Here is a 23,576-nt window from a genome sequence, read left to right on the forward strand (position 1 = left end):
CACCGAGAGGATCGGGGGATGGGGAGGCGTGGGTGATGTCACAGGTTTCTCGTCTCGCGCACCACCGGGGCTCCGAACCGTCCCGGTACGTGCCTACCGTCGTAGCCCAAGGAACTTGGCACAGCGCACACTTGAGCCGCAGCGGCGTGCGCGCGGAACATCCGTGCCACGAGCCGCAGTTGGGGCAATGCGCGCGAGGGAGACCGGAAGGTGATGAGCACGGGAGCGGGGGCCGAGGCGTCGCGTGGGGCGTTCTTGCTGGACTCCACCCGTCCGGACGCCGCACCGCGAGGATTCGACGCCTTCCGGCACCAGTGGGAGACGCAACTCGGCGGCGGGTTCCGGCTGCCGGTCTTCAGCCCGGACACCACCGGTCACTTCCGGGTCAGGAGCCGGGGCACCAAGGTGCACGACGTGGCGATCACCGATCTCCACGGCATCTCCGCAGTCCGGGCCGCGGCCACCCCGCGCGGCCATGAGGACCAGGTGCGGATCTACGTGGTGCGGCGCGGTGCGTGGACGTTGGGAGACAGGCGCGGTCACAGCCGGCACACCGTGGCGGCCGGACAGATCCTCCTGCGGCACTTCGGGCCGCCGTCGGCCTTCGAGACGGCGCCGAACACCTCGGCGCAGATCCTCTTCCTGCCCGCCGCGCTGCTCAGACCACTGCTCGGGAACCGGATCGTCACCGGCCCGGCGGACTCGGTCGAGACGCGGCTGCTGACGGCCCATATGGCCATGGTCCAGGGGACGTTGACCGCCCTCGGCCCGGCCGGTGTACAAGCCGCGCACAGCACCCTGATCGAACTGGCGAAGGCGGTGGCCCTGCGTCGGTTCGACGACGTGGAACCCCTGCTGGCCCCCGCGCTCACCCAGGCCGCGAAGAACCTCGCCAACAGCCGTCTCGCCGAGCCCGAACTCTCCCCGGCGACGCTGGCACATGAACTCAACGTCTCCCTGCGGACCTTGCAGCGGGCCTTCGCCGCCGTCGGGGAGTCGGTGACCGCGTACATCCGGCACCGGCGGCTGGAGGAAGCCCGACTCGCCCTCACCGCCCCGCGCGGCCGACCGAACGTCTCCGAACTCGCCGCCTACTGGCACTTCGCCGACAGCAGCCACTTCACGCGGGCCTTCAAGAAGCGGTACGGGCAGACCCCCACCGCATACGCCCGCCGTCCCTCCACGCCGACCGACATCACCTAGGTCGCACGCCCCCGCTGTCCTTCCTGCCGCGCAGCGTCTCCTTCTTGGCCCGGTTCCCGCAGGTGCCCATGGAGCACCAACGGCGGTTTCCGGGGCGGGAGATGTCCAGGAACAGGGCTCCGCAGGTCGGGCCCGCGCAGTGGCGGAGGCGGGTGAGCGACGGGGAGGTCACGAGGTCCAGGGCATCGCGGGCGACGAGGGCGAGGGTGGCCCGGACAGGGTCGTCGGCCTGCCAGACAAGATGCCCGGTGGGGTCCAGGTGCGGCACGGGGACGGGGTGTGCGGCTGCCGCGTTGACCCGGTCGACGGAGTGCGCGTCGGGGGTCCGGCCGGCCCGGGCGGCGGCGATGAGGGCGTGGACGGCCTCGCGCAGGGCGCGTGCGTGAGCGGCATCGGCGCTCCCCCCGGCGGGGATGCGGGGGCCGCACTGCCTGACCCACGCCAACAGCGCCCCGGCGTCCGGGAGTTCCTCCACCGCGTCGGGCGAACCGCGATGGCGCAGGGTACGGATGAAATCCAGGCAGGGGCGGCCGGCGCCCTGGCGGAAGCGGGGAGTCGGTGGCACGGCTCCAGCCTAGCCCCGTAGAACCGGTTTAAGCGGTGCCATGACGTCGACCGGCCTGCTACCGTCGCCCGAACCAGTCAAACTGGTTCTCACGTGAGGTGTGTCCGTGCCCCGCTGGGTGATCCTCGTCCTGTCCCTCGCCTGCGGTGTGGGCGTCTCGACCATCTACTTCCCGCAGGCGATCAGTTCGCTCGTCGCCGCCGACCTGGACGTCTCCACCGGCTCGGCCGCCCTCGTCGTCACGGCGGCCCAATTCGGGTACGCGGCCGGCATCTTCCTCCTCGTCCCCCTCGGCGACCGGCTCCCGCACCGCCCCCTGATCGTCACCCTGCTCACGCTCACCGCCGCCGGACTCCTCGCCGCGAGCGCCGCGCCGTCGCTGCCCCTGCTGGTCGCCGCGAGCGCGGTCACCGGAGTGACGACCGTCGTGCCCCAGATCATCATCCCGATGACCGCCGGACTCGTCCCCGCCGAACGCCGTGGAGCCGTCACCGGCACCCTCCTCAGCGGCCTCATCGGCGGCATCCTCCTGGCCCGCACCTTCAGCGGCACCCTCGGCGAGCGGCTCGGCTGGCGGGCGCCGTACCTCGTCGCCGCGGTGGTCTTCCTGGCCCTGGCCGCGATCCTCTCCCGGGTCGTCCCGGACACCACGCCGTCCACGCGGCACAGTTACCCGTCCCTGATAGCCGCGCCGCTGCACCTCCTGCGCACCGAACCCGCCCTCCGCCGCTCCTGCCTCTACCAGGCCGCCGTCTTCGCGGGCTTCAGCGCCGCCTGGACCACCCTCACCCTGCTCGTCACCGGACCGACGTACGCCATGGGTGCCCAGGCGGTGGGGCTCCTCGGACTGGTCGGCGCCGCCAGCATGTTCAGCACCCCGCTCGCCGGCCGCCTCGCCGACCGCCGTGGCCCCGACACGGTCAGCCTCCTCGCCGTGCTCGGCACGATCGCCTCGGCGGCGGTGCTCGTCCCCGCCTACAGGGGCGGCACGACCGGCCTGCTGGCCCTGGCCACCGGCATGCTGCTGCTCGACGTGGCCGTCCAGTCCGGCCAGGTCGCCAACCAGGCCCGCATCTTCGCGCTACGGCCCGAGGCCCGGGCCCGTATCAACACCGCGTACATGACCTGCGCGTTCCTCGGCGGCAGCGCGGGTTCCTGGCTCGGCGTGCGGACGTACGACCGGTTCGGCTGGCGGGGTGTGACGGGTCTGGTCGCCGCCCTGGCCGTGGTGGCGCTGGGCCGTCACCTGCACCACGTACGGCACGGGCACCACGGCAGGAGGCGACCGGACCGGTCAGGATTCGAGAAGCGCGAGGCCACGCGCCGCCCCTAGCGTGACTGCCATGGACGTCACCGCGCATCGACGCCGGAAGCGGACGTACCGCTCGAAGCTTGGTTAGATCGAGCCGGGCGATGACCGCCGAGCGACTCTCGGCGGCCCGGCGCAAACGGAGGGAAGGCACGATGAGCGAGGCCACGAGGACGGACACGCGGGCATCCGCGCCGCACGCTGCCGACAGCCACGACCTGATCCGCGTGCACGGGGCGCGCGAGAACAATCTCAAGGACGTCAGTATCGAGATCCCGAAGCGTCGGCTGACGGTGTTCACCGGTGTCTCCGGCTCGGGCAAGAGCTCGCTCGTGTTCGACACGATCGCCGCGGAGTCGCAGCGGCTGATCAACGAGACGTACAGCGCCTTCGTGCAGGGCTTCATGCCGACGCTCGCCCGGCCCGAGGTCGACGTCCTCGACGGACTGACGACCGCGATCATCGTCGACCAGCAGCGGCTGGGCGCCGACCCTCGCTCCACGGTCGGCACCGCCACCGACGCCAACGCCATGCTGCGCATCCTCTTCAGCCGGCTCGGCAAGCCGTTCCTCGGCTCGCCCAAGGCGTTCTCCTTCAACGTCGCCTCGATCAGCGGCGCGGGCGCGGTCACCATGGAACGCGGTGGACAGAAGGTGAAGGAGCGCCGCAGCTTCAGCATCACCGGCGGCATGTGCCCGCGCTGCGAGGGCCGGGGCTCGGTGACCGACCTCGACCTCACACAGCTCTACGACGACTCGAAGTCGCTCTCCGAGGGCGCGATCACCGTGCCCGGCTACACGGGCGGCGGCTGGAACTCCCGGCTCTACAGCGAGTCGGGCTTCTTCGACCCGGACAAGCCGATCCGCACGTTCACCAAGAAGGAACTCCAGGACTTCCTCCACCGCGAGCCGACCCGGATGAAGATCGCGGGCATCAACATGACCTACGAGGGTCTGATCCCGCGCATCCAGAAGTCGATGCTCGCCAAGGACCGGGAGGGCATGCAGCCGCACATCCGCGAGTTCGTGGACCGCGCGGTCACCTTCACCACCTGCCCCGACTGCGACGGCACCCGGCTGAACGAGGGTGCCCGCTCGTCGAAGGTCAGGGGCATCAGCATCGCCGACGCCTGCGCGATGCAGATCAGCGACCTGGCCGAGTGGGTCCGCGGCCTCGACGAACCGTCGGTCGCGCCGCTGCTCACCGCGTTGCGGCAGGCCCTCGACTCGTTCGTCGAGATCGGTCTCGGCTATCTCTCGCTCAACCGGCCGGCCGGCACGCTGTCGGGCGGTGAGGCACAGCGCGTCAAGATGATCCGCCACCTCGGCTCCTCGCTCACCGACGTGACGTACGTCTTCGACGAGCCGACCATCGGGCTGCACCCGCACGACATCCAGCGCATGAACGACCTGCTGCTGCGCCTGCGCGACAAGGGCAACACCGTGCTCGTCGTCGAGCACAAGCCGGAGACCATCGCGATCGCCGACCACGTCGTCGACCTCGGTCCGGGCGCTGGTACGGCGGGCGGCACCGTCTGCTTCGAGGGCACCGTCGAGGGACTGCGCACCGGCGGCACCATCACCGGCCGGCACTTCGACGACCGGGCCAAGCTCAAGGAGTCGACGCGGAAGCCCACCGGCACGCTGGAGATCCGGGGCGCCGCGACCAACAACCTCCAGGACGTCGACGTCGACATCCCGCTCGGGGTGCTCGCCGTCATCACCGGTGTCGCCGGTTCCGGGAAGAGTTCGCTGGTGCACGGGTCGGTCCCGGCCGGCGAGAACGTGGTGTCGGTCGACCAGGGCGCCATCCGCGGCTCACGCCGGAGCAACCCGGCGACGTACACCGGACTCCTCGAACCGATCCGCAAGGCCTTCGCCAAGGCCAACGGCGTGAAGCCGGCCCTGTTCAGCGCGAACTCCGAGGGCGCCTGCCCCACCTGCAACGGCGCCGGCGTCATCTACACCGACCTGGCGATGATGGCGGGCGTGGCCACGACCTGCGAGGAGTGCGAGGGGAAGCGGTTCGACGCGTCGGTGCTGGAGTACCGCTTCGGCGGCCGGGACATCAGCGAGGTGCTCGCGATGTCGGTGACCGAGGCGGAGGAGTTCTTCGGCACGGGCGAGGCGGCGACACCGGCCGCGCACAAGATCCTGACCCGCCTCGCGGACGTGGGCCTCGGCTACCTCAGCCTCGGCCAGCCCCTCACCACCCTCTCCGGCGGCGAACGCCAGCGCCTCAAGCTGGCCACCCACATGTCCGACAAGGGCGGCGTCTACGTCCTCGACGAGCCCACCGCCGGCCTCCACCTCGCCGATGTCGAGCAACTCCTCGGCCTGCTCGACCGGTTGGTCGACTCCGGGAAGTCGGTCATCGTCGTGGAACACCACCAGGCGGTCATGGCCCACGCCGACTGGATCATCGACCTCGGCCCCGGCGCCGGTCACGACGGCGGAAGGATCGTCTTCGAGGGGACACCGGCCGAGCTGGTCGACGCGCGTTCGACGCTCACGGGGGAGCATCTGGCGGCGTACGTGGGCGCGTGACTGTCGTGCAACTCCCTTGTCCTCAAAGGGAGTTGCACGATGGCGGGGCGCACGGGTGGGGCATGTCCGGGGAATATGAGAGGCCGGACCTCCCACATACGAGGAATCTGGTCGTGGCGCCCGGGCCGACCGGCGGCGGAACCTGAACGGGGCTGCCCTCCGGCGGGCGGCACTCCAGCACCCCTACAGGCAGGACGGTTCACATGATCAACAGGCGAACTCTCGGCAGGACCCTGGGAGTGGGGACCGCGGCCGCGACCCTGGCGGGATGGTTCAACTCGTCGGCCGCGTCCGCCGCGTCCGCCGTTCCCTCCGGAACGGAGGCGTCAACTGCCGGGCGGGTGACGGGCCGTACGTCCTTCGAGTCGCTGAAGCAGGTCAAGGCCGGTGAGCTGGACGTCGGTTACGCGGAGGTCGGTCCGGCGAAGGGCCCGGTCGTCGTCCTGCTGCACGGATGGCCGTACGACATCCACAGCTATGTCGACGTCGCGCCGCTGCTGGCCGCCGAGGGATACCGGGTGATCGTCCCCTACCTGCGGGGCTACGGCACCACGACGTTCCGGTCGGCGAAGACCTTCCGCAACGGGCAGCAGGCGGTGGTCGCCCTGGACATCATCGCCCTGATGGACGCGCTGCGGATCGAGAAGGCGCTGCTCGGCGGCTTCGACTGGGGAGCGCGGACGGCCGACATCATCGCGGCACTGTGGCCCCGGCGCTGCAAGGCGCTGGTCTCGGTCACCGGGTACCTCATCACCAACCGGGAGAGGAACAAGCAACCGCTGCCCCCGGCCGCCGAGTTGGCGTGGTGGTACCAGTACTACTTCGCCACCGAACGCGGGGAGTCGGGTCTGGCCCAGTACGGGCACGACTTCGCCAAGCTGATCTGGCGCAACGTCTCCCCGACCTGGCACTTCGACGACGCCACCTTCGACCGCACCGCGAAGGCCTTCGAGAACCCGGACTACGTGAGCATCGTCATCCACAACTACCGCTGGCGGCTGGGCCTCGCCGAGGGGGACCCGCGCCACGACGGCATCGAGGCCAGACTCGCCGCGGGGCCTGCCGTCTCCGTCCCCACGATCACCCTCGACGGCGAGCTGGATCCCTTCACCCCGGCGGGCGACGGGAGCGCGTACCGCGCCAAGTTCACCGGCCCGTACGACCACCGCGCCCTCGACGGCATCGGACACAACGTGCCGCAGGAGGCCCCGGAGGCGTTCGCGCGGGCCGTCCTGGACGCCGACCGTCTCTGATTTCGGGAACGCGTGAGACTCCCCGGCGCGCATCGCGGCCGGAGGGGCCAGTCTGGTGGAGTCGGCAGTTCGTCCGAGAACGGAGGCACACCCCATGGACATGAAGCTCGAGGTCGTCGTGGTGCCGGTCGGGGACGTGGACCGGGCCAAGGACTTCTACACGGCGCTGGGCTGGCGGCTCGACGCCGACGTCGCCACCGGCGAGAACTTCCGCGTCGTCCAGGTGACCCCGCCGGGCTCACCGGCCTCGGTCATCTTCGGCACCTCGGTCACCGCCCAGACACCGGGCTCGGCGCAGGGCCTGCACCTGATCGTGGACGACATCGACGCCGCCCACGACGAACTCAAGCGGGTCGGCGCCGACCCGAGCGACGTGTTCCACGACGAGGGCGGAGTCTTCCACCACGGCGGGACCGACGCCCGGGTGCCCGGTCCCGATCCGCAGCGCAGCAGCTACGGATCGTTCCTGTCGTTCAGCGACCCGGACGGCAACGGCTGGCTCCTCCAGGAGATCACCACCCGGCTGCCGGGCCGCCTGGACCCGGCGGCCACGACGTTCGCCTCGGCCGAGGACCTGGCGAGCGCACTGCGCCGCGCCGCCGCGGCCCACGGCGAGCACGAGGCGCGCACCGGCGCGGAGGACCCGGACTGGCCCGACTGGTACGCGCGGTACATGGTGAACGAGCAGGCAGGCACCGAGCTGCCGTCGTGAGTACGTCGGCCCGGCGGGCGGTGCCCTGAAGGGCCGCACCGTCCGGGTCAGGTCAGTGACCGGGCGTCGTGGCCGCAGGCGAGGAGGACGGACGGATGAGCCGCAACGACGACAGCGCGTACGACTACGACGTCATCGTGATCGGCGGCGGATCGCCCGGTGAACACTGCGCCGGCGCCCTGGCCGACGGCGGTCTGCGGGTCGCGCTGGTGGAGCGCGAGCTGGTCGGCGGGGAGTGCTCGTACTGGGCGTGCATCCCGTCGAAGACGCTGCTGCGCCCCGGCGAGGCCGTGCACGGGGCACGAGAAGCCGCGGCCGGCGCCCAGGTCGACGTCGAACAGGCCCTGGCCTGGCGGGACTTCATGGTCTCGGACTACTCCGACGCCGGACAGGAACGCTGGCTGGCCGACAACGGCATCGACCTGCTGCGCGGCACCGGCCGCCTGGCGGGACCGGGTGTCGTGGAGGTGGCCGGGGCCCGCCACACCGCCGAACATGTCGTCGTGGCCACGGGAGCGTCGCCCGTGATGCCCCCGGTCCCGGGCCTGTCCGGGCTGACCGGTGTGTGGACCAACCGCGAGGTCACGGGCATGAAGGCGGTCCCGCGCCGGCTGATCGTGCTCGGCGCCGGACCCGTCGGCGTGGAGATGGCCCAGGCCGTACGCCGTCTCGGCGGCGAGGTCGTCCTCACAGCCCATGGCCGGTACGTCCTGCCCCGCGAGCCCCGGCAGCTGGGCGAGGCGCTCGGCGAGGTGCTGCGCCGCGACGGGGTCGAGCTGGTGCTCGGCCCGCGGACGGTCGCCGCCGGGCGCGAGGGCGAGGACTACGTCCTGACCCTCGACGACGGACGGGAACTGCGCGGCGACCGTCTCCTCGTGGCCACCGGGCGCCGCCCGCGCGTCGACGACATCGGCCTGGACACGGTGGGCGTGAAGGCCGACGAGCACGGCATTCCCGTCGACTCGCGCCTGCGTGCCGCCGAGCGGCTGTGGGTCGTCGGCGACGCCACCGGCCTCTGGATGCTGACCCACGTCGGCAAGTACCAGGGCGAGATCGTCGCCGCCAACATCCTCGGCGAACCCCGCGAGGCCGACTACACGGCCGTACCCCGCGTCGTCTACACCGACCCGCAGGCGGCGTCGGTCGGCGCGAGCGAGGCACGGTTCGGCGCCACCGTCCCGATCTCCGGGGTGGCCAAGACCGCCGCGTACACCCGCGCCTACGCCGACGCCAACGGGTTCCTCACGCTGCTCAGCGACGGCCGGGTGCTCACCGGCGCCCACGCACTCGGCCCGGAGGCGGGGGAGTGGCTGCAACAGGCGACCCTCGCCGTCCGCGCCCGCGTCCCCCTGGACGTGCTGCGGGACACGATCCAGCCGTTCCCCACGTTCTCGGAGATCTACGTGGCAGCGCTCAAGGAACTGCGCGACCGGATCGGGGCGAAGGAGGGGGAGACGTCGGCGTGATGTGTCACACCGCGTGCTGAAGGTGCGACCGGTACGGCGAGGTACCCGGCGCCGTGGCCGAAAACATCGTCACCACTCGGAGGGCCGCCATGGACACCCCCGTCAAGGGTCGCCGTCATCACCGGCGCGTCGCAGGGCATCGGCGTCAACCTGACCGGCTTCTTCCACCTCACCCGGCTCCGCACCAGCCTCGCCGATCACGCCAACTCCGGCATCCGCAGCAACGCGATCGTGCTGGGCGTCATCGGAACTTCCCACGCTGGTGGGCTTTATGGGCAGTCGTGGTGAAGTATCGATTCGGCTAACACCTCTTCACACCTATCCAGGTTGTGTAGGAAATGTGTGAGTGGCGTGATTGAATCATGCACAACTCGGCCTGGTGGCTTGAAGTCGACCGTTCGGTTCCCCGTGTCCTGTGTCCGTCAGCAGGATGTCCGCGCGCTCGAACAGGTCCGCCCGGCCGAGCCGGTACGAACGTGCGGCAGGGGCGGGAGTGGTCCATCCGCGCGCGCCCCTGCCGTAGCGCACCGACGTGTCCCCGTGCCCCTCCCGACCGGAGGCCGAGCACCGGCCCGCGCCCGGCATGGCCCGGAACCCGCGCGGTCCCCGGACGACGGGAGCGTGCGCCACGTCACCGTGCCGGCCGACCACGACTGCGGTGCCGCCCGCCGTCACGTACGTGAAGGGAACCTGGATGACCGTCACCGCCTCCGCCACCGTCTCCGACTTCTACTACGGCGCCGTGACTCCGGTCGCCGCCTATCTGATGGCGTGCCTGGGAGCGGCCCTCGGGCTGCGGTGCACGACCCGTTCGCTGCGCCGCCCGCAGCACAGAGCCCGCTGGCTGGCCCTGGGCGCCGTGTCGATCGGCTGCGGCATATGGACCATGCACTTCATCGCCATGATCGGCTTCAGCGTCCAGGGCGCACTGGTCCGCTACGACACGACGAAGACGCTCCTGAGCCTCGCCGTGGCGATCGCGGTGGTCGCCGTAGGAGTGTTCCTCGTCGGCTACCGAGGCGGTTCGCCGCTGAACCTGGGCGTGGCCGGCGCGGTCACGGGCCTCGGGGTCGCGACCATGCACTACCTCGGGATGGCCGCCATCCACACGAACGGCACCCTCCACTACGACACCCCGACCGTGCTGCTCTCCGTCGTGATCGCCATCGGCGCCGCCACCGCGGCCCTGTGGGCGGCGGTCTCCATCCACGCGCTGTGGGCGAGCCTGGGCGCGAGCCTCGTCATGGGCGTGGCCGTGACCGGCATGCACTACACCGGCATGGCCGCGGTCTCCGTCCACATCACGGCCCCCGTCGGGTCCGCGCAGTCCTCCGCCGACCTGGTCGCGTTCCTCCTGGTCATGCTCGCCGGCCCGCTCCTCGTGCTCCTGGTGGCCGCCGTCATCGTCATGTTCGACCCCGACATGATGCTCGGCGACGACCTGGCGCAGACTTCGGGGCCGGTGACCGCGCCCCTGTTCGGCGGCGACTCCGTGTTCCCGCCGCAGCAGCCGGCCCAGCCGTCGCACACGCCCACCTCCTGGTGACCCGACAGGGGTGACGCTCGCACGCCGCCCGGCCGACGTGACGGGCGGGGATCGGAGCCGAGAGGCGCTGGGGCGGGCCCTGACCGACCGTTCCATGTTCCTTGTGGCCGCCGCACAGTAGGGCGAGGCCCATGACGACTACGTCGAGGTCGAGGTCGCGGTGCTACGGCTGCCCGGCCGGTCCGGAGACTTCCTCCTCGACGCCGAGCAGGTGGGCGTCCAACTACCCGCCGCCGAGGAGGCCTTCGCCCTGACCGGCGCCCAGCGGCGGGCCGCGATCGAGCGGATCCACATGTGGATGACCGGCTTGGGCGACGGGAAAGCCGGTGACTCGCAGGCGTTCGTAGACTGGCCGCCGGTCAGAGCGCAAGGAGGTGCCGGTGGAGAGGCGACGTCCTGAAGGTCTGTTCGTCGGTCTGTGCACCCTCGACGTCATCCAACTCGTGGACCACGCACCGGGCTCGAACGAGAAGCTCACGGCTCGCGACCAGGTGGTCGCCGCGGGCGGCCCGGCGGCGAACGCGGCCGTGGCTTTCAGCCACCTGGGCGGTGCTTCGCGACTCCTCACCGCAATCGGCGCGCACCCGTTGGGAGTTGGGGTGGCGGCCGACCTGGACGCGCTGGGCGTCAAAGTCACCGACCTGGCAGCCGACTCTGCCGACCCGCCCACCGTCTCCTCCGTCCTGGTGAGCGCGTCCACCGGGGAACGCGCCGTCGCCTCGACCAACGCGACCGGACACCGGCTCACTCCGCCCGGTGATCTCGACGCACTGGTGGCGGCCTGCGACATCGTCGAACTCGACGGTCACCACATGGAGTTGGCGGTCTCAGCCGCCCGTGCCGCGCGTGCCGTCGGCCGAACGACCCTCTTCGACGGCGGCAGTTGGAAGACCGGCACAGAGGACCTGCTGCCGTTGATCGACGTGGCCGTCTGCTCGGCCGACTTCCGCCCACCCGGCGCGAGTACACCGGCGGACACGCTGCGATTCCTGCGCGAGCACGGGGTTTCCTGGTCGGCGGTCAGCGGGGGAGCGGACCCCATCGTGTGGGCGGGCCCGGGCGGCGAAGGCGCGGTCGATGTACCCGTGGTCGAGGTGGCGGACACGCTGGGCGCGGGGGACGTCCTGCACGGGGTCCTCGCCCATCACCTCGCGACACGGAGCCGGCTGACCTCGGAAGGCTTCGCCGAGGCGTTGAGCGAGGCGGCGGCGGCGGCTTCGCGGGCGTGCGTGTCGTTCGGTACTCGGGCGTGGATGCGGGAGGGGTGACCCGGATTCAACTCGTCCAAGCCTGAGAAGATCATCAGGAACGTACGATGCACGGAACCGTACGAACCAGGGGTGGGAAACATGATCGTTGTGCTGCTGCTGGGCCTCTTGGCGCTCCTCATCGGCGGGTGCGCCTGCGTGGTGTGGGCCGAGCGCGGCGGACCTCGCTGGGTCCGCGTCGTGGCGACCGTGACACTCACCGCGAGCGAACTGCTGCGCGACTCCCAGAAGAAGCGGCGCCGGGGACCGGGCCGCAGCGGCGGAAACGACGACTAGCGACGTCGGGCGGCGACGGCACGTGGCGAAACCGGTCGGAGAACTCGCCGGGACGGAACCCTCTTCCGTACGCCAACATGCCTAGACTGAGCCGCCGTTGATCGTCGCATCCGGCCGCTCTCGGAGGACCGTATGACCCGCACGCCGTCTCGACGCACTGCTCTGCGCGGCCTGGTCGCCGCCTCGGGCGTGGTCATCGGCTTTGATCCCTTCACTCGTAGCTGGGCGGTGACCGACACCGGTCGACCGCTGAGCGGCGTCCCGCCCCTGGACGGGACGCTCCACACCGACGACGCCGCACTCGGCGCCGACGCCGACGACTTCGGGCACATCGTGCACCGCCGTCCGGCCGCGGTGCTGCGGCCCGGCTCCGTGCGGGACGTCGTCGCGATGGTCCGGTTCTGCAATGCGCACGGACTGCGCGTGGCCCCGCGTGGACAGGGGCACGGTACGAACGGGCAGGCGCAGGTCGAGGGCGGTCTGGTCATCGAGACCGAGCCGCTCGCCTCCATCGGGCCTGTGCGGGCGGACGGTTCGCGGGTCACGGTCGGTGCGGGCGCGAAGTGGAGCGACGTCGCCAGGGCCACCCTCGCGCACGGCCTGACCCCGCCCGTCTTCACCGACTATCTCGAACTCTCCGTCGGCGGCACCCTGTCCGTCGGCGGCCTCGGCGGACAGACTCACCGGCACGGCGCACAGGTCGACAACGTCCTGGAACTCGAAGTCGTCACCGGAGCAGGGGAGTTGCTCCGCTGCTCCCCGGCCCGCCACCGCGACCTCTTCCACGCCGTACTCGCCGGCCTCGGCCAGTGCGCCGTGATCGTCGGCGCCACCCTGCGCCTGGTGCGGGCCCCGGAGACCGTGCGGCACTACCTCCTGCCGTACGACGACCTGGAGACCTTCCTCGGCGACCAGCGGCTCCTCGCCACCGAGGGGCGGTTCGCCTACCTGGAGGGTCAGGTAGGCGCCGACACCGCCGGAGCCTTCAACCGGTTCACCATCGAGTCCGTCGCCTACGGACCGCCCGTGGGGGACACCCCCGACGACGCCACGCTCCTGCGGGGGCTGCGCCACAACGCCTCCGGCGTCCAGATCGCTGACCTCGCCTACTACGACTTCCTCGACCGGCTCGCCCCCTCCGTCGCCGCCCTGAAGGAAGCGGGCCTGTGGGCATACGCCCACCCGTGGCTCAACCTCCTCCTGCCCGGCCGCAGCACCGCCGACGTGACCGCGACCCTGCTGGACGCACTCACCCCGGCCGACCTCGGCCCCGGCGTCGTCCTCCTGTACCCCCTGCTGCGTGAGCGCCTCCACACCCCGCTGCTGCGCATGCCCGACGACCCGGTGCCGTACCTCTTCGCGGTCCTGCGCACCACGCCGCCCGAGGACACCGCGACAGTGCGGCGACTGCTGAGCGCCAACCGGTCCGCGTACGACACCGTCGCGGCGGCCGGTGGCACCCAGTACCCGGTCGGTTCGATCCCCTTCCAACAGGCCGACTGGAGACGGCACTTCGGGCCGGCGTGGAGCCGGTTCGCCGAGGCGAGGAAGACGTACGACCCGAAGGGGATCCTCGTGCCGGGGCAGGGCATCTTCTGATCGGCGCCGCCCTGGTCGGGTTCGCCGGCGCTTCCCTGAGGCTCGGGCCTCAGTGCGCCTCCTCGTGCCGGCGTCGCAGCGGAGCCGTCCCGCTCGACGCGGTCCTGCCTCGGGCCGCCGCTGCGCGGGCCGGGCCGTCGGGGAGGGTGAAGGCGAAGACGGAGGTCACCGCAGCGAGGGCGGCCAGGGCGAAATAGGCGTGCTGGTAGGCGGTGATGGGCGGATTCGCGGCGGCTGCCGTGGGGGTGCTCAGGACCAGGGCCGTCGTCACCGCCGCCGGCGCGAACGCGCCGCCGGTCTGCCGTACGACCGTGTTGAGCGTGGAGGCCTGGGCCAGGTCCTTGCGGGAGAGCGTGGCCAGCGAGGCGACCGTGGTCGGCATGAAGACGCCGCCCATGCCGACGCCGAGCAGGAACATGTAGCTGCGGAAGGTCCACAGGCCGGTGTCCTGGTCGCAGGTGGCGAGGAGCAGCAGGACCGCGCTGACCATGGCCAGGCCGCTGCCGATGATGATCCGGGGGCCGACCCTGGAGTACAGGACCCCGGCGATCTGGACGGTCAGCAGGACACCGAAGGCCTCGGGGAAGGTGCTCGTGCCGGATTCGAGCGCCGAACGGCCCTGCCCCTGCTGGAGGAAGAGCGGGCCGAGGTACATGGCCCCCAGGATCGGCACCAGGCCCACCAGATTGATCAGGTTGGTGTCCCGGAAGAGCCGGTCCGCGAACAGGCGGAGCTTCAACAGCGGTTCGGCGGTGCGCAGTTCGAAGACGACGGTGGCGATGAGCAGGAACGTGCCGAGGACGAGGGAGGTGACCACGGCGGGGGAGGACCAGCCGCGGTTGGGGCCCTCGCAGACGCCGAACATCACCCCGCCGAGGGCCGCCGCGCTCAGCAGAAGCCCGGTGAGGTCGAAGCGGCCGGGCCGGTGCCCGCGGTGCTCGGCGAGGAACAGCGCCCCGAACACGACCGCGGGCAGGCCCAGCGGCAGGTTGACGTAGAACACCCAACGCCAGGAGAGGTGGTCCACCAGCAGGCCGCCGAGCACCGGGGCGGCGGCCGGGGCGATCTGCTGCGGGATGATCATGTACCGCGAAATGCGCACCTGCTCCCAGGAGTTGAAGGTGCTGTAGAGCAGCGAGGCGGCGGCAGGGAAGAGCACTCCGGCGGACAGGCCCTGCACCGCGCGGGAGGCGATGAGCTGACCGAGGCCGGCCGCCGCGCCGCACAGCAGCGACGAGCCGAGGAACGCGGTCAGGGCGGTGAGCAGGACGCGTTTGGCGCCGAACCGTTCGACCAGCCAGGCGGAGGCGGGGATCGCCATGGCCAGGCAGACCGGGTAGACGACGACCACGCCGTCCAGGGCGGCCGTGGTCAGATCGAACTGGCGGGCGATGGAGGGAAGCGCGACGGTCGTGATCGCTCCGTCGACGATCGCGATGAACGTGACGCAGACACACATGACGGGGACGACCAGCCGCTGGCCGGGGCGCAGTCGGAGGCGTATTCGGGAGACGGGGGAAACAGGGGGGACGGGACGACGTCGGAACAGCAGCACATGCTGAGCATACTCACTATGTGAGTGCTCATTGGTGTCGGCCGGTGCTCGTAGAATCGGACCTCACCGCGGAACGGGGAACGGCATGGCAGTGCACGGCAGCAGCGACATCCTGGTCGACGAGCTCTACGAGACGACGCACCAGCTGCGTCAGTTCGTGGAGATCCGGCTGCGCGCCAATGGGGCCTCGGTCGCCCGGCTGCGCGCCCTGCGGATGCTCGCGCATGCCGAACAGCCCCTGCGCATGCGGGACTTGAGCGAGATGACCGGAGTCGCGGCGCGGACCGCGACCAGCATCGTCGACAGCCTGGAACGCGACGGACTGGTCGAGCGGCTGCGGCATCCGCAGGACCGGCGCGCGTTCCTGCTGCGCCTCACCGACAAGGGCCGGGAGTGCCATCGCGAGGCGGAGGAGGTCGACGGACTCGCGCTCGCGGAGGCGACGGCCGAGCTGGACGCGGACGACCGCGCACAACTGCGGACCCTGCTCGCGCGCATCCGGAAGGCGACCTCCTGAAGCCGCTTCGCGAGGCTCATGCGGTGATCCAGTCGCGCTCCCTCGGCGCGCCCTTGCTCCGGGCGTCGGAGTCCACACAGCGTGTTCCGCTCGGCCGCACGCTGTTCGGTACCGGGCTCGGCGGCGAAAGCCGCGCCGCTGCGCGCCATGGACTCCTTGGGGCCCTCCAGGAACCGCTCTTCGACGGCCGTCGCCCGCGCGTAGGCCGCCGAGAGGATGTACTCCCGCAGGCTGACACCGGCCTGCTTGGCGGCGGCCTCGATGGCCTCGCGCTGCCGGGGGTCTCGGAAGCGGAGGTTCATGGCTTTCGGCGTGTTCGGCGTGTTCGGCGTGACGTCCACGGTACCCGTGGTGCCACGCGCGGGAGCCGGTGTTCCTATACGGGCATATGGCCCTCCAGGTAGGCGCGCACGGCTTCCGGCAGCCCGACGGCGACGGCTTCGGCGAACGGTGCCCAGCGGAGCTGCCCGGCAGTGAGCCGCGCTTCTCCCGACGGGTCGTCGCTCAACAGCTGACACACCACGGCCGCCCCGCCGTCCGACGCGGGTTCCAGAAGGCTCGAACCGTCCACGAGATAACCGGTGAGTTCGTACACCACGCGCGCGGCGGTGGCCTGCGCCGTCTCGGCAGGTTCGGGGACACCGGACGGCAGGCTCCAGCCGCCCTGCACGTTCACCAGCAGCAGGCGTGCGTCGTCCACGACGACCGCGTCCACCACGTCCTCGGCGGCCTGCTCCAACGTCATGTCCCAACCGTCCCTTCACACAAGGAGCGACCGTCCGTCCGGCCGCGTCCGACTCGGTTTCCTACCCGGGGGACGTCGGTTCACGCGGGCCGGCAGCGCGGCGAGCACGGTCGCGAGGAGAGCCGACACGGCGAACGGCCTTCGGGGGCCGCGTTCGAGGGGTGGGGTCTTGGAGATGGTGATGTGCACGAGCAGGTAACGGGCCGGCCCGCGGCGGTGGTTGTCATGATGCCGCCGGAGTCGGCCAAGTCGCGCTGTTCTCACCTGTCCTGACGTAGCGTCAGGTGGGTCGGCCGCCGAACTGCCAGTTGTGCACCTCGATGTCCGCGTACCGGTCCTCGGTCAGGACGGCGCGTGCCGTCTCCGGGTCCGGTGCGCGGAGCAACGCCGCCGTGCCCAGCCAGGTGGCGCCGTCGTCGGACAACAGCGGTCCGTACGCGACGAGTTCGTCCCGGCCGGGCGGAACCGCGAGGTCTGCCGCAGAGTCGCGCTCGGCGCCGAGGCCGATCACCAGGTACCGGTTGCCACCGGTCCGGCCGCCGGGGAAGTCCCACATGGTGCGGCCCAGCGTGTTGCGCCACCGGCGCAGCAGGACGTCCCGGTAGACACCGGCCTGGTAGTTCGGCTCGTCGAAGGCGAACGCGCGGGCGGTGGCCGGATCGGGCAGGTCGAGGATGTGCACGCTGCCGGTGGGGGTGTCACCGTCGTCGGCCAGGGTGGGGCCCCGGGCGATCATCTCCTTCGCGTACCGGTCCATGTAGGACCAGTGTTCTTCCAGCAACTCGTCGCGCAGGGCGAGGGAGTTGGGCCGGTCGCGGTGGTGGCAGAGAAACTCCATGCCCGAAGGATCTCCTCGTGGGGGTGGGCGGGGCGAGCGGGTTTCGGGATTCCCCTACGCCGTGAGGAAGTCGATGAGCGCCGCGTTCACCTCGTCGGGACGTTCCTGCTGGGTCCAGTGTCCGCAGTCGGCCAGTTCGACGGGCTTGCGATGCATGTGGGGCATCAAGGCCGGCAGCTGCTCGATGATGTCGCGGGCGCCGGGAAAGGCGGGGACGAGATCGCGGTCGCCGTAGATGTACAGGGAGGGCCGGGTGACCACCGCGTTGTCCCACGCCGCGGTCAGGTCCCAGTTGCGGTCGAGGTTGCGGTACCAGTTGAGGGCACCGGTGAAGCCCCCGGAGAAGCTTTCCGTGAGCGCGTCCAGATCGTCCTCGGTGAGCCACTCCGGCAGCACCTCGGGGTCCTCCATGTCCGCGAGCCAGCCTCGCTCGGGGTCGACCATCGGCTGCGTGATCTCGCCGGAGGGAGAGGCCGCGGCGGAGGCGTAGTAGAAGAACTTGCGGAGCGTGGTGCGGGTGTCCCTCGCGAACTCGGCGTCGGCGACACCGGGGCGGGCGAAGTAGTTCCAGTAGAACCGGCCTCCGAACAGCTCATGCATCATGGCCAGCGGACGGTGCGGCCCCCGGAACGGCGGCGGCACACTCAGACCGGCCACCCCGAGCACCATGTCAGGCCGCAGCAGCGCGGTGTGCCAGGCGACCGGCGCGCCCCAGTCGTGCCCGACGACGTACGCCTTCTCCTCGCCCAACTCCTTTATCAGGCCGACGACATCGCCGACCAGGTGAAGGATGGTGTACGCCTCGACGTCGTCCGGATGGTCACTGCTTCCGTACCCGCGCTGGTCGGGGGCGACCACCCGGAAGCCCGCGTCGGCCAGGGGGCCGAACTGGTGATGCCAGGAGTGCCAGGACTCGGGGAAGCCGTGCAGGAGAACCACCAGGGGGCCCTCGCCCTGCTCGGCGATGTGCAGCCGAATACCGTTCACGTCAACCATGCGATGCGCAACCATGGAGACGAGCCTACGTGCCGTGATCGTCGGGTGGCGGGGCGGGTTGTGGACCTGAGGAGTGATCCCGGACCCTCAGTCGTTCTGCCCCGAATCGTCGTCGTCCTGCTCCTGGTAGGAGTAGCGCTGCTCCTTCCACGGGTCGGCGATGTTGTGGTAGCCGCGCTCCTCCCAGAAGCCGCGCCGGTCCTCCGTGAGGTACTCGAGGGCGCGCAGCCACTTGGGGCTCTTGTAGCCGTACAGGTGCGGGACCACCAGGCGCAGCGGGAAGCCGTGTTCGGCGGTGAGGGGCTCGCCGTTGTGGTGGGTGGCCAGCAGGGTCTGCGGGGCCGTGAAGTCGGCGAGGCGGAGGTTGGCGGAATAGCCGTACTCCGCCCAGGCCATGACGTGCGTGACCGCCGGCGCCGGCGGGACCAGGTCCAGGACGGCGGTGGCGGGGATGCCGTACCACTCGTGGTCGGTGGAGGTCGGGCCCGACGCGCAGTGCAGATCGGCGACGACCGTGACGTGCGGCAGGGGCGCCAGTTCGTCGAACGTCCAGCTGTGCTCGGCGCCGTCGGCGGTGGCACCGTGGACCCGCAGGTTCCAGCGCTCGGGGCGGAAACGGGGGACGGGCCCGTAGTGCGAGACCGGCCACCCGTGCACATGACGCTGTCCGGGCGGGATACGGCGGGACGTGTCGCCGGCGGCCTCGGCCGTGTCTTGTCGGTCGCTTGCCACGCGGGACGTCCCCTCTTCGCTGGTGGCCTGGTGACGGCTACCTTCCCCGAGCAGCGTAGGCGCTCACACCCGGCGCGACGGAGGCCGGGTCCCGGTGCGCCTGCGCGTGACGCGGGTGGCCACTGCCACCGCGCCGACCGCGCGCGTCCACGCCCGACCACCGTCTGACCGGGGCGGCCCCGAGCGGGTCAGACCGTCGCCAGAGACACCTCCGTCGACTTGATCAGCGCCACCACCGGCGAACCGGTCCGCAGGCCCAGGTCGCCGACCGCGTCCTTGGTGATCGCCGCGGTCAGCTCGCCCCCGTCGACGGTGACCTTGACGACGGCCATCGCTCCTCCGGTGGCGACATCGCTGACCGTGCCGGGCAGCTGGTTGCGGATGGACAGCCCCTCGACCCGGCTCGTGGCGAGCGCGACCTCGGTGGACTTCATCATGGCGCGGACGGCCGTGCCCTCGGTGAGCCCCAGGTCCTTCACGGCCTCCAGCGTGATCGCCGCGGTGAGGTCCTGGCCGCCGTCGAGGCGCACCTTCACGGTCGCCATCACCGCGCCGGGCGTGACGGCGGTGACGGTGCCGGGAATCTGGTTGCGGATGCTCAAGCTCATGACGGAACGCCTCACAGAGAAAGGTCCGGATTGCCGGATTTGTTGATGACTGTGCGTCCACAAGCTAGTCTCTCCGGCCGCGCCCGTCACAGACCCCGTCGCATCCGCCACCTCGGAGTTCGCTTCGCCCTGGCACATCGGAGGAACCGGCGAACAGGGTCGTCGGCTCTCGCCGGACGGTCGTCGCGTCGGGGGTGTGCGCGTACGTCGGGGTCGCGCGGGTACGGTCGTGCGGGAGGTGGCAGCCTGTGATCCAGATGTCGCCGCCCCGGTCCACGCTGCCCTCGGTGACGCCCGCACCATCGTCAACGTCGGTGCGGGCGCGGGCAGTCACGAACCCCCCGACCGCCACGTCCTCGCCGTCGAACCGTCCCCTGCCCTGCGCGCCCGGCGCCCCGCCCACCTGGCACCCGCCATCCACGGCGTCGCCGCACACCTGCCCTTCGACGGCGACGGACTGGACCGGCTGTGGCTCATGGACCACGTCCCCGAACTCCGGGTCGCCGAAGCCGTCCGCTACCCCGCCCTCGACAGCAGCCGGAGTTCCACGGCGCGGTCCGCCTGATCGTCAGCCCCTGACCTCACGCACCGGGCGCGGCGCGAGTGAGCGGCCCGTGCCACGGCGGCAACCGGGAGCGCGGCAGACGGCAAAACGCCGGCGCGAGGCTGCCGGACATGACCGTCCTCACACCCGCAGCCGCGCCCGCCTCCTGCCGCGACGTGCCGTGGGCGAGCGCCCGCGCACTCGCCCACGCCGCCCCGAACCCGCTGCCCGCCCGGCAGGTTCCGCTCGCGCGGGCAGCAGGGCTGACCCTGGCCGACGCCCTGCGCACCCCGAGGCCGATGCCGGCGTTCGACACGGCCGCCATGGACGGCTACGCGGTCGGCCCCGGGACCGGCCCCTGGCGGGTAAGGGGCGAGGTGCGGGCGGGTGCCCTCTGGAAGGACGGTCAGCTGGGCGCGGGTGAGGCGGTCGCGATCTCCACGGGCGCGCCGGTCCCGGCCGGTGCGCGAGCGCTGATCCCCCTGGAACATACCGAGCGGACCGGCGCGTTCGTGCACGGACCCGCTCCGGCCCAAGGCAGGCACATCCGCCGCGCCGCCGAGGACGCCCCGGCCGGAGCGCCGCTGGCCCCGCCCGGCACCCGCATCGGCCCCGCGCTGCTCGGCCTGGCCGCCGCCTGCGGCCACGACACCCTTCCCGTACGACCCCGCCCCCGCGTACGCCTCCTGGTCACCGGCGACGAACTGACCCGCGCCGGCCACCCCGCACCCGGTCAAGTACGCGACGCGCTCGGCCCGTTGCTGCCACCCCTCGTCGAGACCCTGGGCGGCGAGACCGTCGCCGTCCACCATGTCCCGGACCGGCCCCGCGGGTCCCTGGCCGGGGCCGTGCACACCCTGTCGTACGGCGACGCGGACGTGACCGTGGTGACCGGCTCCACCTCCGTCGGGCCCACCGACCAACTGCGCCTGCTGCTGGCCGACACGGGCGCCCGATGGGTGGTCGACGCCGTCGCCTGCCGCCCCGGGCATCCGCAACTGCTGGCCCAACTCCCGGACGGCCACTGGATCCTGGGCCTGCCCGGCAACCCGTACGCCGCCCTGACCGCCGCCCACACCCTGCTCGCCCCGCTCCTGTCCGGCCTCACCGGACGACCACTGCCACTCCTGCCGCACATCCTCCTGACCGGCGACATCCGCGCCGCCCCCGGCCGCACGCGCCTGATCCCGGTCACCTGGGACGGCGCCACCGCGCGCCCCGTCGGCGGACACCGTCCCGCCTTCCTGCACGGCGCGGCCCTCGCGGACGCCCTCGCGGCCGTGGCACCGGACTGGCGGCCCGGCCGGCCGGTACCCCTGATCCTGCTCACGGGGTGAAGCGAGTCCGCCGTACGGAATCGCGTTGCCGGGAACGATCTAGCTGGCTAGGTTCGGCTCATGGCTGATGACGAACCCACGCGGGCCGCACGCCTGCTCGATGCCCAGGCCAAGGCCACGCTGCTCTTCGCGGAGATCGAGGAACGCGGGCTCGTGGCGCCCGGCGAGGGGGAACGGGCGGTCAGTGACCGCATCCGCGACCTGGCGAACGAGATGTTCGGCACGACCCGGCACTGGCACAAGCGGATCGTCCGCTCGGGACCGAACACGCTCAAGCCGTACAAGGAGAACCCGCCGGACCGGGTGATCGGCGCGGACGACATCGTGTTCGCCGACTTCGGGCCGATCTTCGAGGAGTACGAGGCCGACTTCGGCCGGACCTTCGTCCTCGGCGACGACCCGGTCAAGCACCGACTGCGCGACGACCTCGCCACGGTGTTCGCGGCCGGCCGGCGCTTCTTCCAGAACACCCCGGACATCACCGGCCGGCGCCTGCACGCCGAGGTCACCCGCCTTGCCGACAAGGCGGGTTGGGAGCTGGGCGGCTGGCACGCCGGACACCTCGTCGGAGAGTTCCCCCACGAGACGATCGAGGGCGCCCACGTCGAGTCGTACATCACCCCCGAGAACGACACCCCGATCCGCCGCACCGACAAGGCGGGCCGCACCTGCCACTGGATCCTGGAGGTCCATCTCATCGACCGCGAGCGGGAGTTCGGGGGCTTCTACGAGGAACTGCTCACCCTCTGACGGCGGTTGGCGCCTCGGAAATTCGCTGAGGTGGCGGCGGTCCGGCGGCCATAGTTGATCCATGGGGACTGTGGCAGCGCTGTACCGGTATCCGGTGAAGTCGATGTCGGGTGAGGCCGTGATCGCCGCCGCGGTCACGGAGAGAGGGCTCTCGGGGGACCGGGTGTACGCCGTCCTCGACGGGACGGGTGCGGTGGGCAGCGCCAAACACCCGCGGAAATGGGGCGAGTTGCTGCGCTGCCGGAGCCGGCTGGACGACTCCGGCGCGGTCCGGGTCGTCCTGCCGGACGGGACCGCGCTGCCGGTCGAAGACCCGGACCTGGACGGGGAGTTGTCCAAGCTGCTGGGCCGCCAGGTGTTCGTGTCGGCCGTCGTACCGGAGCACAGTCGGCTGGAGCGGGCCGTACCCGACTACGAGGGCGGTGTCCCGGAGGCCGTGCGGGAGTCGGCGACCGTCGACGCGACGGGGGACAGCATCACGACCGGCGGTGTCGCCCCGGGGACGTTCTTCGACTTCGGCCGGGTCCATCTCGTCACCACGGCCGCCCTGGACCGGATGCGTACCGTCCACCCCGCCGGGGACTTCGACGCGCGCCGCTTCCGCCCGAACCTGGTCGTGAACACCCTTGGCGGGCCCGGCTTTCCGGAGGACGCCTGGGTGGGGTCGCGCCTGCGGGTGGGGGAGGCGCTGTTCCGGGTGCTGGTGCCGACACCGCGCTGCGTGATCCCCACCCTCGGCCATGACGAACTGCCGCCCGACCCCGGCATCATGCGTGCCGTCGCCCGCGAGCACCGCGTACCGGTCTTCGACCTGGGCCGGCTGTCGTGCCTCGGGGTGTACCTGGACGTGCTGGAGGCGGGGACGGTCCGGGTGGGCGATCCGATCGCGGTGGAGGAGGCTGCGTGACCGCTTCCACCGGGTGGGGCGCGGGTTGGCTACCCCTAGGTGGTCCATCAGACCCTGCCGGTCGCATCACTTCGTGAAGCGGTACTTCAGGTGCGTGGCGAGGGGAGTGGCGATCACCCGGACCGGCTCGATGTGGTGCCGCCCTGTGCCCGGTCCCCCGAAGAGCCGGATCCGCCGTTACGGTCACGGTGGTGCTCCTGAGTCGTGGAGGTGCTGCCTTCACCCTCACGTCGATCGGGGACCGGCGCATTCGACACGCCCTTGCTGATGGACGCGCCGGGCTGAGTCGAGGCAGCCCGGGAGC

23 protein-coding genes and 1 pseudogene are annotated in these 23,576 nt (G+C 71.5%); 16 read left to right on the top strand and 8 right to left on the bottom strand.

Going from position 1 to position 23,576, the window contains the following annotated elements; all coding sequences use genetic code 11:
- The first annotated feature begins 213 nt into the window (after positions 1-213).
- The gene (locus ACIQBL_RS29155; protein ID WP_401946295.1) at positions 214-1,203 is read left to right on the top strand and encodes a helix-turn-helix domain-containing protein; all 990 of its coding nucleotides are present in this window, start codon (positions 214-216) and stop codon (positions 1,201-1,203) included.
- Here the strand turns inward: ACIQBL_RS29155 and ACIQBL_RS29160 are convergent.
- Positions 1,196-1,768 (bottom strand): CGNR zinc finger domain-containing protein, encoded by a 573-nt coding sequence (locus ACIQBL_RS29160; RefSeq protein ID WP_401946297.1) that lies wholly within the window; start codon positions 1,766-1,768, stop codon positions 1,196-1,198. The genes ACIQBL_RS29155 and ACIQBL_RS29160 overlap by 8 nt on opposite strands.
- 100 nt (positions 1,769-1,868) lie before the next feature.
- Between ACIQBL_RS29160 and ACIQBL_RS29165 the strand changes: the two genes are divergently transcribed.
- The 10 genes from ACIQBL_RS29165 (at position 1,869) to ACIQBL_RS29210 (ending at position 13,743) form a co-directional block, all read left to right on the top strand.
- Entirely contained in the window at positions 1,869-3,101 is a 1,233-nt protein-coding gene (locus ACIQBL_RS29165) for an MFS transporter (RefSeq protein WP_401946299.1), read from the top strand.
- Positions 3,102-3,232: 131 nt separating this feature from the next.
- Entirely contained in the window at positions 3,233-5,623 is a 2,391-nt protein-coding gene (locus tag ACIQBL_RS29170; protein ID WP_401946302.1) for an ATP-binding cassette domain-containing protein, read from the top strand.
- A 203-nt stretch (positions 5,624-5,826) separates the two neighbouring features.
- Positions 5,827-6,876 carry an alpha/beta fold hydrolase gene (locus ACIQBL_RS29175; protein ID WP_401946304.1) on the top strand — a complete coding sequence of 350 codons (1,050 nt, stop codon included), beginning with the start codon at positions 5,827-5,829 and terminating at the stop codon, positions 6,874-6,876.
- Positions 6,877-6,970: 94 nt separating this feature from the next.
- Positions 6,971-7,588, top strand: coding sequence for a VOC family protein (locus tag ACIQBL_RS29180; protein WP_401946307.1), 618 nt, complete (start codon positions 6,971-6,973; stop codon positions 7,586-7,588).
- A 95-nt stretch (positions 7,589-7,683) separates the two neighbouring features.
- On the top strand, positions 7,684-9,054 hold the full coding sequence (locus tag ACIQBL_RS29185) for a dihydrolipoyl dehydrogenase family protein (protein WP_401946310.1): 1,371 nt from the start codon (positions 7,684-7,686) through the stop codon (positions 9,052-9,054).
- Between the two features lie 694 nt (positions 9,055-9,748).
- The gene (locus ACIQBL_RS29190) at positions 9,749-10,600 is read left to right on the top strand and encodes an MHYT domain-containing protein (RefSeq protein WP_401946313.1); all 852 of its coding nucleotides are present in this window, start codon (positions 9,749-9,751) and stop codon (positions 10,598-10,600) included.
- Between the two features lie 160 nt (positions 10,601-10,760).
- On the top strand, positions 10,761-11,000 hold the full coding sequence (locus ACIQBL_RS29195; protein ID WP_401946316.1) for a hypothetical protein: 240 nt from the start codon (positions 10,761-10,763) through the stop codon (positions 10,998-11,000).
- The gene (locus tag ACIQBL_RS29200; RefSeq protein WP_401946319.1) at positions 10,981-11,868 is read left to right on the top strand and encodes a PfkB family carbohydrate kinase; all 888 of its coding nucleotides are present in this window, start codon (positions 10,981-10,983) and stop codon (positions 11,866-11,868) included. Before ACIQBL_RS29195 ends, ACIQBL_RS29200 begins: the two co-directional genes overlap by 20 nt.
- A gap of 81 nt (positions 11,869-11,949) precedes the next feature.
- Complete coding sequence (locus ACIQBL_RS29205; protein WP_401946321.1) at positions 11,950-12,144, top strand: hypothetical protein; 195 nt, start codon at positions 11,950-11,952, stop codon at positions 12,142-12,144.
- A 132-nt stretch (positions 12,145-12,276) separates the two neighbouring features.
- On the top strand, positions 12,277-13,743 hold the full coding sequence (locus tag ACIQBL_RS29210; protein WP_401946324.1) for an FAD-binding protein: 1,467 nt from the start codon (positions 12,277-12,279) through the stop codon (positions 13,741-13,743).
- A 49-nt stretch (positions 13,744-13,792) separates the two neighbouring features.
- Here ACIQBL_RS29210 and ACIQBL_RS29215 read toward each other — a convergent pair whose 3' ends face one another.
- Positions 13,793-15,202: a DHA2 family efflux MFS transporter permease subunit gene (locus ACIQBL_RS29215; protein WP_401946881.1), complete on the bottom strand. Its 1,410-nt coding sequence runs from the start codon at positions 15,200-15,202 to the stop codon at positions 13,793-13,795.
- Positions 15,203-15,383: 181 nt separating this feature from the next.
- Here ACIQBL_RS29215 and ACIQBL_RS29220 point away from each other — a divergent pair, with 181 nt between their 5' ends.
- Positions 15,384-15,815 carry a MarR family winged helix-turn-helix transcriptional regulator gene (locus tag ACIQBL_RS29220; protein ID WP_401946327.1) on the top strand — a complete coding sequence of 144 codons (432 nt, stop codon included), beginning with the start codon at positions 15,384-15,386 and terminating at the stop codon, positions 15,813-15,815.
- 44 nt (positions 15,816-15,859) lie between these two features.
- Here ACIQBL_RS29220 and ACIQBL_RS29225 read toward each other — a convergent pair.
- The 6 genes and pseudogenes from ACIQBL_RS29225 to ACIQBL_RS29250 form a co-directional block, all read right to left on the bottom strand.
- Positions 15,860-16,117, bottom strand: a pseudogene (locus tag ACIQBL_RS29225) (DUF1778 domain-containing protein); the annotation flags it as partial.
- Between the two features lie 74 nt (positions 16,118-16,191).
- On the bottom strand, positions 16,192-16,560 hold the full coding sequence (locus ACIQBL_RS29230; protein ID WP_401946330.1) for an NUDIX hydrolase: 369 nt from the start codon (positions 16,558-16,560) through the stop codon (positions 16,192-16,194).
- A 280-nt stretch (positions 16,561-16,840) separates the two neighbouring features.
- A complete protein-coding gene (locus ACIQBL_RS29235) occupies positions 16,841-17,398 on the bottom strand; it encodes a YciI family protein (protein ID WP_401946333.1) in 558 nt (185 codons plus the stop codon).
- A gap of 54 nt (positions 17,399-17,452) precedes the next feature.
- On the bottom strand, positions 17,453-18,394 hold the full coding sequence (locus ACIQBL_RS29240; protein WP_401946336.1) for an alpha/beta fold hydrolase: 942 nt from the start codon (positions 18,392-18,394) through the stop codon (positions 17,453-17,455).
- Between the two features lie 87 nt (positions 18,395-18,481).
- Complete coding sequence (locus ACIQBL_RS29245; RefSeq protein ID WP_401946338.1) at positions 18,482-19,126, bottom strand: molybdopterin-dependent oxidoreductase; 645 nt, start codon at positions 19,124-19,126, stop codon at positions 18,482-18,484.
- Between the two features lie 188 nt (positions 19,127-19,314).
- The gene (locus ACIQBL_RS29250; RefSeq protein WP_401946341.1) at positions 19,315-19,734 is read right to left on the bottom strand and encodes a molybdopterin-binding protein; all 420 of its coding nucleotides are present in this window, start codon (positions 19,732-19,734) and stop codon (positions 19,315-19,317) included.
- A gap of 229 nt (positions 19,735-19,963) precedes the next feature.
- On the opposite strand from ACIQBL_RS29250, the gene ACIQBL_RS29255 reads away from it, so the two are divergent.
- From ACIQBL_RS29255 to ACIQBL_RS29270, 4 genes are all read left to right on the top strand, one after another.
- Positions 19,964-20,299, top strand: coding sequence for a hypothetical protein (locus ACIQBL_RS29255; RefSeq protein ID WP_401946344.1), 336 nt, complete (start codon positions 19,964-19,966; stop codon positions 20,297-20,299).
- Positions 20,300-20,409: 110 nt separating this feature from the next.
- Positions 20,410-21,615, top strand: a complete 1,206-nt coding sequence (locus tag ACIQBL_RS29260; RefSeq protein ID WP_401946347.1) for a molybdopterin molybdotransferase MoeA — start codon at positions 20,410-20,412, stop codon at positions 21,613-21,615.
- Positions 21,616-21,675: 60 nt separating this feature from the next.
- Positions 21,676-22,365: a M24 family metallopeptidase gene (locus tag ACIQBL_RS29265; protein ID WP_401946349.1), complete on the top strand. Its 690-nt coding sequence runs from the start codon at positions 21,676-21,678 to the stop codon at positions 22,363-22,365.
- A 61-nt stretch (positions 22,366-22,426) separates the two neighbouring features.
- Complete coding sequence (locus ACIQBL_RS29270) at positions 22,427-23,272, top strand: MOSC domain-containing protein (RefSeq protein WP_401946351.1); 846 nt, start codon at positions 22,427-22,429, stop codon at positions 23,270-23,272.
- Positions 23,273-23,576: the final 304 nt, after the last annotated feature.

Origin of the sequence: Streptomyces sp. NPDC088350 (assembly GCF_044753545.1) — a bacterium.
Classification (GTDB): domain Bacteria; phylum Actinomycetota; class Actinomycetes; order Streptomycetales; family Streptomycetaceae; genus Streptomyces.